9 protein-coding genes are annotated in these 12,934 nt (G+C 54.2%); 7 read left to right on the top strand and 2 right to left on the bottom strand.

Annotated elements, in window-relative coordinates; all coding sequences use genetic code 11:
• Window positions 1-336: 336 nt before the first annotated feature.
• Window positions 337-1,488 carry a methionine adenosyltransferase gene (metK, locus tag HZZ01_RS15635; RefSeq protein WP_179898506.1) on the bottom strand — a complete coding sequence of 384 codons (1,152 nt, stop codon included), beginning with the start codon at window positions 1,486-1,488 and terminating at the stop codon, window positions 337-339.
• Between the two features lie 842 nt (window positions 1,489-2,330).
• Here metK and speA point away from each other — a divergent pair.
• The 3 genes from speA (at window position 2,331) to HZZ01_RS15620 (ending at window position 5,999) form a co-directional block, all read left to right on the top strand.
• On the top strand, window positions 2,331-4,307 hold the full coding sequence (gene speA, locus HZZ01_RS15630; protein WP_090965877.1) for a biosynthetic arginine decarboxylase: 1,977 nt from the start codon (window positions 2,331-2,333) through the stop codon (window positions 4,305-4,307).
• A 169-nt stretch (window positions 4,308-4,476) separates the two neighbouring features.
• The gene (gene speB, locus HZZ01_RS15625) at window positions 4,477-5,397 is read left to right on the top strand and encodes an agmatinase (RefSeq protein WP_090965875.1); all 921 of its coding nucleotides are present in this window, start codon (window positions 4,477-4,479) and stop codon (window positions 5,395-5,397) included.
• Between the two features lie 191 nt (window positions 5,398-5,588).
• Window positions 5,589-5,999: a YidB family protein gene (locus tag HZZ01_RS15620; protein ID WP_179898505.1), complete on the top strand. Its 411-nt coding sequence runs from the start codon at window positions 5,589-5,591 to the stop codon at window positions 5,997-5,999.
• Window positions 6,000-6,063: 64 nt separating this feature from the next.
• Here the strand turns inward: HZZ01_RS15620 and HZZ01_RS15615 are convergent, their stop codons facing one another.
• Entirely contained in the window at window positions 6,064-6,819 is a 756-nt protein-coding gene (locus HZZ01_RS15615) for a M48 family metallopeptidase (protein WP_179898504.1), read from the bottom strand.
• Window positions 6,820-7,090: 271 nt separating this feature from the next.
• Between HZZ01_RS15615 and tkt the strand changes: the two genes are divergently transcribed.
• From tkt to fbaA, 4 genes are all read left to right on the top strand, one after another.
• On the top strand, window positions 7,091-9,085 hold the full coding sequence (tkt, locus tag HZZ01_RS15610; protein ID WP_179898503.1) for a transketolase: 1,995 nt from the start codon (window positions 7,091-7,093) through the stop codon (window positions 9,083-9,085).
• A gap of 315 nt (window positions 9,086-9,400) precedes the next feature.
• Window positions 9,401-10,420, top strand: a complete 1,020-nt coding sequence (gene epd / locus HZZ01_RS15605) for an erythrose-4-phosphate dehydrogenase (protein ID WP_179898502.1) — start codon at window positions 9,401-9,403, stop codon at window positions 10,418-10,420.
• 51 nt (window positions 10,421-10,471) lie between these two features.
• The gene (gene pgk, locus HZZ01_RS15600) at window positions 10,472-11,635 is read left to right on the top strand and encodes a phosphoglycerate kinase (RefSeq protein ID WP_179898501.1); all 1,164 of its coding nucleotides are present in this window, start codon (window positions 10,472-10,474) and stop codon (window positions 11,633-11,635) included.
• Between the two features lie 105 nt (window positions 11,636-11,740).
• A complete protein-coding gene (fbaA, locus tag HZZ01_RS15595; RefSeq protein ID WP_010248835.1) occupies window positions 11,741-12,820 on the top strand; it encodes a class II fructose-bisphosphate aldolase in 1,080 nt (359 codons plus the stop codon).
• Window positions 12,821-12,934 lie beyond the last annotated feature (114 nt).

Here is a 12,934-nt window from a genome sequence, read left to right as displayed (position 1 = left end):
TATCAGACGACGCTGAAAATAACGCATTTTCAGCATAATAACTACGTGCGTTAATTCCTAAATATCGGATAAACAAAGCATTTCAATTTGTAATCGTTAACATTTCGTCGTCAGAAAAAGCGAAAGGAATTGTAGTTGAGAATTGAAAATTTGCTGCAGAGTGAAGGAGATGCCGGAAAGATTCGTTTTTTCCATCGCCGGGCGCGCGCTGAAAACGGTGCGGTCAGGTCTTTCTGGACGATGGCGTAAGCAAAAATTCTCCGGTTAGCATTGGGGCTGAAAAGGCAATAAAAAACCCCGCCGCAGGGGCAGGGTTTTTATCATTAGCCGCTGACCTTACAGGCCTGCAGCTTCACGCAGCAGGGCCGCTTTGTCGGTTTTTTCCCACGGGAAGTGTTCACGACCAAAGTGACCATAAGCCGCGGTCTCTTTATAGATTGGGTGCAGCAGATCCAGCATCTGAATCAGACCGTATGGACGCAGGTCGAAGAACTCGCGTACCAGCAGGGTCAGCTGTTCAGTTGAAACTTTCTCGGTGCCGAAGGTTTCCACCATGATGGAAGTCGGTTCAGCCACGCCGATAGCGTAGGAGACCTGGATTTCACAGCGGTCAGCCAGGCCGGCTGCCACGATGTTTTTCGCCACATAACGCGCCGCATAGGCTGCAGAGCGGTCAACTTTGGAAGGATCTTTACCCGAGAACGCACCGCCACCGTGACGCGCCATACCGCCGTAGGTGTCCACAATGATTTTACGACCGGTCAGACCGCAATCGCCCATCGGGCCGCCGATCACAAAGCGACCGGTTGGGTTGATGTGAAATTTGGTTGAGGCGCTCAGCCATTCTGCTGGCAGAACCGGCTTGATGATCTCTTCCATCACCGCTTCCTGCAGATCTTTCTGGCTGATGGATTCGGCGTGCTGTGTAGAAAGCACGACTGCATCGATACCCACGATTTTGCCATCGTCATACTGGAAAGTGACCTGGCTCTTGGCATCGGGACGCAGCCACGGCAGAGTACCATTTTTACGCACTTCAGCCTGACGCTGAACCAGACGGTGCGCATAGGTCACGGGCGCGGGCATCAGCACGTCTGTTTCGTTGGTGGCATAGCCGAACATCAGACCCTGGTCACCTGCGCCCTGTTCCAGCGGATCGGTGCGGTCAACGCCCTGGTTGATATCCTGAGACTGTTTACCAATCGCGCTTAATACCGCGCAGGAGTTGGCATCAAAGCCCATATCGGAATGAACATAGCCGATTTCACGTACGGTCTGACGGGTGATCTCTTCGATATCGACCCATGCGCTGGTGGTGATTTCACCGCCAACCAGCACCATACCGGTTTTAACGTAGGTTTCGCAGGCCACGCGTGCTTTAGGATCCTGTTCCAGGATTGCATCCAGCACAGCATCGGAAATCTGGTCGGCGATTTTATCGGGATGTCCTTCTGATACGGACTCGGACGTAAAAAGGTGTTTAGCCATTCTGTTCTTTACCTTAAATATGGTTTGAGTTCGACTGCATAGCGCCAGTGAGGTTGTCTGACCTGACGCCCCTTCAGGCAAAGCCGCGAGCAGTGAGGTGTATCAGCACAGCAGGCTGACACCGCCTGGATAATAACCTGTTTAGATGGAAAACCATCTGGACGGCTATTTTAGGATAGAGGGTAAACCAATTACCAGCCCTTTTTCTGTTTCGGCGCTTAACCTGTAATCGTTATCGGCATAATTTGCTGACACTCCACGCAATTCCCGGATAATATTTTTGCATTTTAGGGCTGTAAACTGTATAAAACGCCGCTGCTTCGATAGCAGCAGCAAGGATGACGCCACTGTTTGCGTCGCGCCTGTCAGACTCTGGTCTGGCTTTCACCCAGGTTGTTTTCCATGTGCCGCTGGCATATGCGGAGGTGATACAAGTAATGAACCACGCTTTTTCTTCTTTCGGTTCTTCGCGCTGCGACGCTGCGCTGGCTCTCTCCTGCCTCCCATCTGTTTCTTTTTCCTGCCGACACTATGTCCGATGCGGTAATTTTACCGACACAGGCGCAGGCTAATCTTTATCTCTGTTCGACCCGTTTTGTCTCTTCTCTGCGTCCGCGCAGCGGAACGACGCAGGTTATCCATGGTCAATACCAGACAGTTAAATGTTCTCTGTTTAAACGGAAATGGCCAGGGTGTTTTACACTTAACTCTCATGCGTGAATCGCGCTGACGGCAACGTCAGGTGAACAGGACAATGCGTTTAATGTGGCAACAGGTTTTCAGATTAGCGGCCATAAAGCCGGTTAACAGTTTTATCTTTCAACGGAAAATTGAGGTTCGCGATGTCTGACGACATGAAGAATATCAAAGGTTCGTCAGCTGGCGAACAGGGTGCACTCCGCTCCATGCAGGAGGTTGCAATGAACGATCAGGATGCGAGTAAAATGTTGCGAACCTACAACATCGCCTGGTGGGGCAACAACTATTACGACGTTAACGAACTGGGCCACATCAGTGTCTGCCCCGATCCGGACCGTCCGGACGTGCGCGTCGACTTAGCCCGCCTGGTTAAAGAGCGCGAAGCACAGGGCCAGCGTTTGCCTGCCTTGTTCTGCTTCCCACAGATTCTGCAACACCGTCTTCGCTCGATTAACGCCGCCTTTAAACGTGCGCGTGAATCTTACGGCTACAAAGGCGACTACTTCCTGGTTTACCCGATCAAAGTTAACCAGCACAAACGCGTCATCGAATCGCTGATCCACTCGGGCGAACCGCTGGGACTGGAAGCCGGCTCGAAAGCAGAGCTGATGGCCGTACTGGCGCACGCCGGTCAGACCCGCTCAGTGATCGTTTGCAACGGCTATAAAGACCGCGAATATATTCGTCTGGCGCTGATCGGTGAGAAGATGGGCCACAAGGTCTATCTGGTGCTGGAGAAGATGACGGAAGTGCGGCTGGTGCTGGAAGAAGCGGAGCGTCTGAATGTGGTGCCGCGTCTCGGTATCCGTGCGCGTCTGGCCTCACAGGGCTCGGGTAAATGGCAGTCGAGTGGCGGCGAAAAGTCGAAGTTTGGCCTGTCAGCGACCCAGGTGCTGAAGCTGGTTGAGATCATGCGTGAAGCCGGTCGCATCGACAGCCTGCAGCTGCTGCACTTCCATCTGGGCTCGCAGATGTCCAATATCCGCGACATCGCTACCGGCGTGCGTGAGTCGGCGCGTTTCTACGTCGAACTGGCGAAGCTGGGCGTTAACATCAAATGCTTCGACGTCGGCGGCGGTCTGGGCGTCGATTACGAAGGAACGCGCTCGCAGTCTGACTGCTCGGTCAACTATGGCCTGAATGAGTATGCCAACAATGTGATCTGGGCGATTGGTGCAGCCTGTGATGAGCACGGTCTGGAGCATCCGACGGTGATTACCGAGTCGGGTCGTGCTGTGACCGCGCACCACACGGTGCTGGTCTCCAATATCATTGGTGTGGAGCGTAACGAGTTCAGCGAACCTGAAACGCCGGATGCGGATGCGCCGCGCCCGATCCTCAGCATGTGGGAAACCTGGCAGGAGATGCATGAGCCAAGCACCCGCCGTTCTCTGCGTGAATGGCTGCACGACAGCCAGATGGATCTGTTTGATATCCATACCGGCTACTCGTCTGGCACCTACGATCTCAAGCAGCGTTCATGGGCTGAGCAGCTCTATCTGAGCATCTGCCACTATATTCAGCAGCATCTCGATCCCAGCAACCGTGCGCACCGTCCGATCATCGACGAGCTGCAGGAGCGGATGGCGGATAAGATCTACGTTAACTTCTCACTGTTCCAGTCCATGCCGGATGCCTGGGGTATCGATCAGCTGTTCCCGGTACTGCCGCTGGAAGGGCTGAACAAGAAGCCGGAGCGCCGCGCCGTGCTGCTCGACATCACCTGTGACTCCGATGGCACCATCGATCACTACGTGGATGGCGACGGTATCGCAACTACCATGCCGATGCCGGAATATGACCTGGATAACCCGCCAATGCTGGGCTTCTTTATGGTCGGGGCTTATCAGGAAATCCTGGGCAACATGCACAACCTGTTCGGTGACACCGAAGCGGTGGATGTCTACGCACGCGAAAATGGCGATGTGGAAGTGCAGCTTTCTGATGAAGGCGACACCGTGGCGGACATGCTGCGCTACGTGCAGCTTGATCCCAACGAGCTGATGGCGCTCTTCCGTAATCAGGTGCAGGCGTCCGATCTCGACGAAGAGCTGCGCGCGCAGTTCCTGGAAGAGTTTGAGAGTGGCCTTTACGGATACACCTATTTAGAAGATGAGTAAACGGCCCGGGCAGCCCGCAATCGCATATTGCAGTTGCCGTTAACTATGTCGATAATCTGACTCACTCAATCCCTTCCTCGTCGGGCCTAACGACGCGGAGGGGATTTTTTTTATCTCAGCCTGATGGCTTGCGGGCATGGCCCGATTTACGCACATAGAGAGAGCAATCATGTATAACACGCTTGGCAATCAGTACGACAACTCCCTGGTTTCTAACGCCTTTGGTTTCATGCGTTTTCCGCTGAATTTCCAGCCTTACGACAGCGACGCCGAATGGGTTATCACCGGCGTGCCGTTTGATGCTGCAACATCGGGTCGTCCGGGCAGCCGCCTGGGTCCGGGCGCGATTCGTCAGATCTCCACCAATCTGGCCTGGGAAGGCTGCCGCTGGCCGTGGGATTTCGACCTGCGTCAGCGTCTGAACGTCGTGGATTGCGGCGATCTGGTTTACGCCTTTGGTGATTCGCAGGATCTCTCCGACAAGTTACAGGCCCACGCTGAAAAACTGCTGGCCAATGGTAAACGCATGATGACCTTCGGCGGCGACCACTACGTTACGCTGCCACTGCTGCGTGCCCATGCGAAACACTTCGGCAAGATGGCCCTGGTGCACTTTGATGCGCATACCGACACTTACTCCAACGGCCCGACCTTTGACCACGGCACCATGTTCTTCACCGCACCGAAAGAGGGGCTGATTGATCCACAGCATTCTGTGCAGATCGGTATCCGTACCGAATTCGACAAGAGCCTGGGCTTCAACGTGCTGGATGCGGCGCAGGTCAATGATCGCAGCGTTGACGATATCCTCGCCGAAGTGAAACGCACTGTCGGCGATCTGCCGATCTATCTGACCTTCGACATTGACTGTCTGGATCCGGCGCATGCGCCTGGCACCGGCACACCGGTGATTGGCGGCCTGACCACCGATAAAGCGACCAAGCTGATTCGTGGCCTGCAGGGTATGAACATTGTCGGCATGGATCTGGTGGAAGTGGCCCCGGGTTACGATCACGCTGACCTGACCGCGCTGGCGGCGGCGACGCTCGCGCTGGATATGCTGCATGTTCAGGCTGCAAACAAAGGTTAATCCCGTTCTGAGCCTGCCGGATTAATCCGGCAGGCTCTGCGCCGCCGGCAAATGTGGCGCAGCACCCGTAACGACCTCCATCCGCTTTTCCCCTCCAGATCATTTCCCCTTGTGACAGCGCACGCGCCTCAGGCGTAACCGCGCATCAGCAACTAAACTGACAGATATCAATTCTTAACGTGGAGGCAATCATGGGCTTTCTTGATGAACTGGCGGGATCGTTGCAGGGTAATCAGAGTGATGGGCATTTGCCCGGGCAACTGCAGGCGGTCTGGCACTGGGTGCAGGAGCAGGGCGGTATTGAAGTGCTGCTGCAAAAATTCCAGCAGGGCGGGCTGGGTGAGGTGTTTGGCTCGTGGATCGGCACTGGAAGTAATCAGCCGGTAGAACACAGCGACATCCACTCTGCGTTTGGGCAGGCTGAACTGCAGTCACTGGCGGATAAGCTGGGAACCGACGTGCATGGCGCAGCGGGCACGCTGGCGGTCATTCTGCCGCAGCTGATCGACAAAATGTCGCCCCAGGGGCATATGGATGAGGCGTCGCTGCACGAGAACAAACTCGATTTAGGTTCGATGGTGGATCAGATATTCAAACGGTAGGTCTGTGATGCTGACCTGACCGGCACGACAGGCGCATGCACCGTGCATGCGCCTGCATTATGCGTTACTTCGCGTCAGCAGCAATGCGCTCACGGATGTGCGCGGCACGCGCTTCAGAAGCCGGGTGCGAGTCAAACATTGAACTCTGACGTCCCTGTTCCAGTTTCGCCAGTTTTTCGAAGCTGGTCACCAGACCCTCTGGATTGATGTTGCGCTTCTTCATCAGATCGTAAGAGTAGTCATCTGCCTGCGATTCCTGAGTCTGGGAGAACTGAGCATTAACCAGCTTTTCACCCATTTCACCCAACTGCGACTGTGACAGTGAACCGATTACGCCGCCCACTGAGGCCGCTGCCGTGCGGGCGGCGGTCGTGGCATACGCCAGCTGCATTGCTTTACGCGTATGGCCTAACGCCACGTGGCCCATTTCATGGCCCAGCACGCCTTCCACTTCATTGTCGGTCATCATATCCATCAGACCGCTGTAAACGCGGATGCAGCCGTTTGCCATCGCCCAGGCGTTGACATCTTTAGTCTGATAAACCTTATAGTTCGCGGGAACCCCGTTGATGTTGTCGCCCAGCGCGGCCGCGATCTTGTTCAGACGCTGCTGATACTCGCTGTTGGCTGGCGCAAGCTGATTATCTTTGTCCATCTGCTCACAGGATTTATCGCTCAGAAGCTTTACCTGATCGTCGCTCAGGCTATAAGCCTGATACGCCTGCGCGCCAGATTGCATCAGCGCATTATTGTCTAAACCCTGACAACCGCTGAGCATTGCCGTCAGGCCAAGTGCTAACACCATTTTTTTGGTTTTCATGCTGTATCCCATCCATAACAAGGTAAGAAAAACAAACACCTGAAACACACTCAGATGAATAAACGATTTGGTTATAGCGTGCCAGTCTGCACTTTGCTAGCAGACCTCGCCGAAAAAGCCATACGAAGCGGTGACATTTAGCGTTTTACAACATGTACTTTTGACCTGACTTTCATGTACATTGATGGGCAACTTTTTCCTTGTTTTGCCCGATAACTCATTAATAACAATCAGTTAAGGTGCGAAGCATTAATCCGACCTGGAGTAGAAAATGCCCTCTCGTAAAGAGCTTGCCAACGCCATTCGTGCGTTAAGTATGGATGCAGTACAGAAAGCGAAATCGGGACATCCGGGTGCCCCAATGGGCATGGCGGACATCGCTGAAGTACTCTGGCGCGGCTACCTGAACCATAACCCAACCAACCCGCTGTGGGCTGACCGCGACCGTTTCGTGCTCTCTAACGGTCACGGCTCCATGCTGATCTACAGCCTGCTGCATCTGACCGGCTACGATCTGCCACTGAGCGAGCTGGAAAACTTCCGCCAGCTGCACTCAAAAACTCCAGGTCACCCTGAATATGGCTACACCGTGGGCGTTGAAACCACCACCGGTCCGCTGGGGCAGGGCATCGCCAACGCCGTCGGCTTCGCCATTGCTGAACGCACACTGGCCGCGCAGTTTAACCGTCCGGGTCATGACATCGTAGACCACAACACCTATGTCTTCATGGGTGATGGCTGCATGATGGAAGGTATTTCTCACGAAGTCTGCTCACTGGCGGGTACGCTGAAGCTGGGCAAACTGGTTGCGTTCTACGATGACAACGGTATTTCTATCGATGGTCACATTGATGGCTGGTTCACCGATGACACCGCTAAGCGCTTTGAAGCCTATGGCTGGCACGTGGTGCGCGGCGTTGATGGTCACGATGCAGATGCGATTGCTAAAGCGATCGACGAAGCGAAGCGCGTCAGCGACAAGCCTTCACTGCTGATGTGCAAAACAGTAATCGGCTTCGGTTCACCGAACAAAGCGGGCACCCACGATTCACACGGCGCACCGCTGGGTGATGACGAAGTGGCACTGACCCGCAAACAGCTGGGCTGGAACCACGCACCCTTCGTTATTCCTTCAGACATCTACGCTGAGTGGGACGCGAAAGAAGCAGGCAAGGCGAAAGAAGCTGCATGGGATGAGAAATTCGCTGCGTATGCGCAGGCACATCCTGAACTGGCCACCGAGTTCAAACGTCGCGTGAGCAACGAACTGCCTGCGAACTGGCAGGAACAGTCGCAGAAATTCGTTGAGCAGCTGCAGGCGAACCCGGCGAAGATCGCCAGCCGTAAAGCCTCACAGAATGCTATCGAAGCCTTTGGTAAAATCCTGCCGGAATATCTGGGCGGCTCTGCCGACCTGGCTCCGAGTAACCTGACTATCTGGTCTGGCTCTAAGCCTATCAACGAAGATGCGGCAGGTAACTACATCCATTACGGCGTACGCGAGTTCGGCATGACCGCCATCGCCAATGGCCTGGCGCTGCACGGCGGCTTCCTGCCTTACACCGCCACCTTCCTGATGTTCGTTGAATATGCGCGTAACGCAGCGCGTATGGCGGCACTGATGAAGATCCGTCAGATCATGGTCTACACCCACGACTCAATCGGTCTGGGCGAAGATGGCCCGACGCATCAGCCGGTAGAGCAGATGGCGAGCCTGCGTACCACACCAAACATGAGCCTGTGGCGTCCGTGTGACCAGGTTGAATCCGCGGTGGCATGGAAATATGCCATCGAACGTCAGGATGGCCCGACGGCGCTGATCTTCTCCCGTCAGAACCTGGCGCAGCAGGAACGTGATGCTGCACAGCTGGCTAACGTGACGCGCGGTGGTTATGTGCTGAAAGATTGCGACGGTACGCCTGAGCTGATCCTGATCGCGACCGGTTCAGAAGTTGAACTGGCTGTCGGTGCCTGGGACAAACTCACCAGCGAAGGCCGCAAAGTGCGCGTGGTCTCTATGCCGTCAACCGATGCTTTCGACAAGCAGAGCGATGAGTACCGTGAATCTGTGCTGCCGAAAGCGGTCAGCGCTCGTGTTGCTATCGAAGCGGGCATCGCGGATTACTGGTTCAAATACACCGGCCTGAATGGTGCTATCGTGGGTATGACCAGCTTCGGCGAATCTGCTCCGGCTGATCAGCTGTTCGAGCTGTTTGGCTTCACCGTCGACAATGTGGTCGCGAAAGCGAAAGCGCTGCTGGCGTAAAAATCGGCCAGGCGGGCCTGCTCCCGTCTGGCAGTGAAACTAAAGGGACGAGCGTTTCGTCCCTTTTGCTATTTTATTCCTGCAGTAATAAACAATTCTGGCTTCAATTTGTGACGCAGATCCAAATTTAAGCAGTCAGATTGATCGCAATCATTCCTGTTATTCCTTCCTTCTATTATTCTGGCTGAACCGTTTCAGTTGCGGGGCGAACCGCCCTGATTTCGGACAATGCCGGGTAAGAATCTCCTGTACAAAGTGCAGTGAAACGCTCAGGCTAACGGCACGTTTTTTTCAGTCTGACGTGGCAGGAGAGAAATGACGGTACGGGTAGCGATAAATGGTTTTGGCCGGATTGGACGCAACGTCCTGCGTGCGCTCTATGAGACGGGCCGACGTGCAGAGATCACCGTCGTCGCGATTAACGAGCTGGCAGAAGCCACCGGTATGGCGCACCTGCTGAAATACGATACCAGCCATGGCCGTTTTGCTTTCGATGTCCGCCAGGAGCGTGATGTCATGTGGGTGGGGGGCGATACCCTGCGCATTTTGCACCGTGCAGAAATAGCCGATTTGCCGTGGCGTGAACTTGATGTGGATGTGGTGCTGGACTGCACCGGCGTCTATGGCTCACGGGCTGATGGCGAAGCCCATCTGCAGGCGGGTGCCAAAAAAGTGCTGTTCTCTCATCCCGGCGGAAACGATCTCGACGCCACCGTCGTGTTCGGCGTTAACCAGCAGGATCTCACCGCCAGCGACCGCATCGTTTCCAACGCTTCCTGTACCACGAACTGCATTATCCCGGTCATTAAACTGCTGGATGATGAGTTTGGTATCGAATCCGGCACTGTTACCACGATCCACTCGGCGATGCACGATCAGCAGGTGATCGACGCCTATCACAGCGATCTGCGCCGGACCCGCGCCGCCAGTCAGTCGATTATCCCGGTGGATACTCGCCTGGCGGCAGGCATTACCCGTATTTTTCCGAAATTCAACGATCGCTTTGAGGCGATAGCCGTTCGCGTCCCGACGATTAACGTGACGGCCATTGATCTCAGCGTCTCAGTGCATAACGCGGTAACAGCGTGTGACGTTAACACCTTGTTGCGAAGCGCGGCAGAAGGGGCATTTCGTGGTATAGTTGACTACACGGAATTACCGTTAGTCTCAGTAGATTTTAACCATGATCCGCACAGTGCCATTGTGGACGGAACACAAACGCGGGTCAGCGGTCAACACCTTATCAAGACACTGGTCTGGTGTGACAATGAATGGGGCTTTGCTAACCGAATGCTCGACACGACGTTAGCGATGGCCGCAAGCGGTTTCAGGTAAGACGCGGTTTGCGTCTGGCAAAACTTATGAGAATCAACGAGAGGATTCACCATGTCTGTAATTAAGATGACCGATCTGGATCTGGCGGGTAAACGCGTTCTGATCCGTGCCGATCTGAACGTGCCTGTTAAAGAAGGTAAAGTGACGTCTGATGCACGTATCCGTGCTTCTCTGCCAACCATTGAAGCGGCGTTGAAACAGGGCGCGAAAGTAATGGTTACCTCTCACCTGGGTCGTCCGACCGAAGGTGAATACAACGAAGAGTTCTCCCTGCTGCCGGTAGTTAACTACCTGAAAGACAAGCTGAGCGGCACCACCGTCACCCTGGCAAAAGATTACCTCGATGGCGTTGAAGTCGGCGCTGGCGAACTGGTTGTGCTGGAAAACGTTCGCTTTAACAAAGGCGAGAAGAAAGATGACGAAGCGCTGTCTAAAAAATATGCTGCCCTGTGCGACGTATTCGTGATGGACGCGTTTGGTACTGCGCACCGCGCGCAGGCTTCTACCCACGGCGTTGGCAAATTTGCCCCTATCGCCTGTGCTGGTCCGCTGCTCTCAGCAGAACTGGAAGCACTGGGTAAAGTCATGAGCAACCCTGAGCGTCCGCTGGTGGCTGTCGTAGGCGGTTCTAAAGTCTCTACCAAATTTGACGTGCTGCAGTCTCTGGTCAAAATCGCGGATACCGTGATTGTAGGCGGCGGCATCGCAAACACCTTCGTGGCTATCGACAATAATGTCGGTAAGTCACTTTATGAACCCGACTTCGTTGAAGCGGCTAAGGCCCTGCGCGATCAGCACGGTATCCCGGTTCCAACTGACTCACGTGTCGGCACAGAATTCTCTGAAACTGCGCCAGCAACCGTGAAAAAGGTTTCGGAAGTGGCGGATAACGAAGAGATTATGGACTTCGGCGATGAAACCGCTCAGGCCATGGCTGCCATCCTGAAGGATGCGAAAACCATCCTGTGGAACGGCCCGGTAGGCGTGTTTGAATTCCCTAACTTCCGTAAAGGCACCGAGATCGTGGCTAACGCCATTGCAGACAGCGATGCTTTCTCTGTTGCAGGCGGCGGCGATACCTTAGCGGCTATCGACCTGTTCGGCATCGAAGACAAAATTTCCTACATCTCTACCGGCGGCGGCGCGTTCCTTGAGTTCGTGGAAGGCAAAAAACTGCCTGCAGTTGCCATGCTGGAAGAGCGTGCGAAGCAGTAATCCTTTGGGGGCGATGCCTTTCGGTATCGCCTGAAGTCTTGCCCGTCTGGGCGTTTAAATCGACGTTCCTCAAGGGGAACAACGGTCACGAAACAGGACACAATCATGTCTAAAATTTTTGATTTCGTAAAACCCGGCGTTGTCACTGGTGATGACGTACAGAAGATCTTCAAAGTTGCGAAAGAGAACAAATTCGCACTGCCAGCCGTAAACTGCGTCGGCACCGACTCTATCAATGCAGCACTGGAAGCGGCGGCGAAAGTTAAAGCGCCAATCATCATCCAGTTCTCTAACGGTGGTGCTGCATTTATCGCCGGTAAAGGCTTCAAGACTGACAAACCACAGGGTGCGGCAATCTTCGGTGCTATCGCCGGTGCACACCACGTTCACCTGATGGCAGAGCAGTACGGCGTGCCGGTTATCCTGCATACTGACCACTGCGCTAAGAAACTGCTGCCGTGGATCGACGGTCTGCTGGACGCGGGTGAAGAGTACTTCCAGAAAAACGGTAAGCCACTTTTCTCTTCTCACATGATCGACCTGTCAGAAGAGTCACTGGAAGAAAACATCGAAATCAGCAGCAAGTACCTGGCGCGCATGGCGAAACTCGACATGACGCTGGAAATCGAACTGGGCTGCACCGGTGGTGAAGAAGATGGTGTTGATAACAGCCATATGGACGCATCTGCCCTTTACACTCAGCCAGAAGATGTGAACTACGCATACGAAAAACTGAATGCTATCAGCCCGCGCTTCACCATTGCGGCCTCATTCGGCAACGTACACGGCGTTTATAAGCCAGGTAACGTGAAACTGACCCCAACCATTCTGCGTGATTCACAGAAATATGTATGTGAAAAACATGGCCTGCCGCACAACGCGCTGGACTTCGTTTTCCACGGCGGTTCAGGTTCTTCAGCTGCAGAAATCGAAGAGTCTATCAGCTACGGCGTGATCAAGATGAACATCGATACCGATACCCAATGGGCAACCTGGGACGGCATCCTGCAGTACTACAAAAAGAACGAAGGCTATCTGCAATCGCAGCTGGGTAATCCGGAAGGCGCCGACAAGCCAAACAAAAAATACTACGACCCACGCGTCTGGCTGCGTTCTGCCCAGGCCTCTATGGTGGTGCGTCTGGAGCAGGCTTTCAAAGAGCTTAACGCTGTCGACGTTCTGTAACTGACATTCAGTTACTGTATTAATCGTCTTCAGTACAAAAAAGGCCCGAAAGGGCCTTTTTTTTGTCCTTTTTTTGCCTGATTTGCGTCAAAAGTCATGCAGGATTGGCACGCT

Source organism: Pantoea sp. WMus005 (genome assembly GCF_013415305.1).
Classification (GTDB): domain Bacteria; phylum Pseudomonadota; class Gammaproteobacteria; order Enterobacterales; family Enterobacteriaceae; genus Pantoea; species Pantoea rara.
This window is presented reverse-complemented; position numbering and strand designations above follow the sequence as displayed.

Excerpts from the sequence above, each read along its gene's own strand:
- metK (WP_179898506.1), bottom strand. The coding sequence starts at position 1,488 with ATGGCTAAACACCTTTTTACGTCCGAGTCCGTATCAGAAGGACATCCC.
- speA (WP_090965877.1), top strand. The coding sequence starts at position 2,331 with ATGTCTGACGACATGAAGAATATCAAAGGTTCGTCAGCTGGCGAACAG.
- speB (WP_090965875.1), top strand. The coding sequence starts at position 4,477 with ATGTATAACACGCTTGGCAATCAGTACGACAACTCCCTGGTTTCTAAC.
- HZZ01_RS15620 (WP_179898505.1), top strand. The coding sequence starts at position 5,589 with ATGGGCTTTCTTGATGAACTGGCGGGATCGTTGCAGGGTAATCAGAGT.
- HZZ01_RS15615 (WP_179898504.1), bottom strand. The coding sequence starts at position 6,819 with ATGAAAACCAAAAAAATGGTGTTAGCACTTGGCCTGACGGCAATGCTC.
- tkt (WP_179898503.1), top strand. The coding sequence starts at position 7,091 with ATGCCCTCTCGTAAAGAGCTTGCCAACGCCATTCGTGCGTTAAGTATG.
- epd (WP_179898502.1), top strand. The coding sequence starts at position 9,401 with ATGACGGTACGGGTAGCGATAAATGGTTTTGGCCGGATTGGACGCAAC.
- pgk (WP_179898501.1), top strand. The coding sequence starts at position 10,472 with ATGTCTGTAATTAAGATGACCGATCTGGATCTGGCGGGTAAACGCGTT.
- fbaA (WP_010248835.1), top strand. The coding sequence starts at position 11,741 with ATGTCTAAAATTTTTGATTTCGTAAAACCCGGCGTTGTCACTGGTGAT.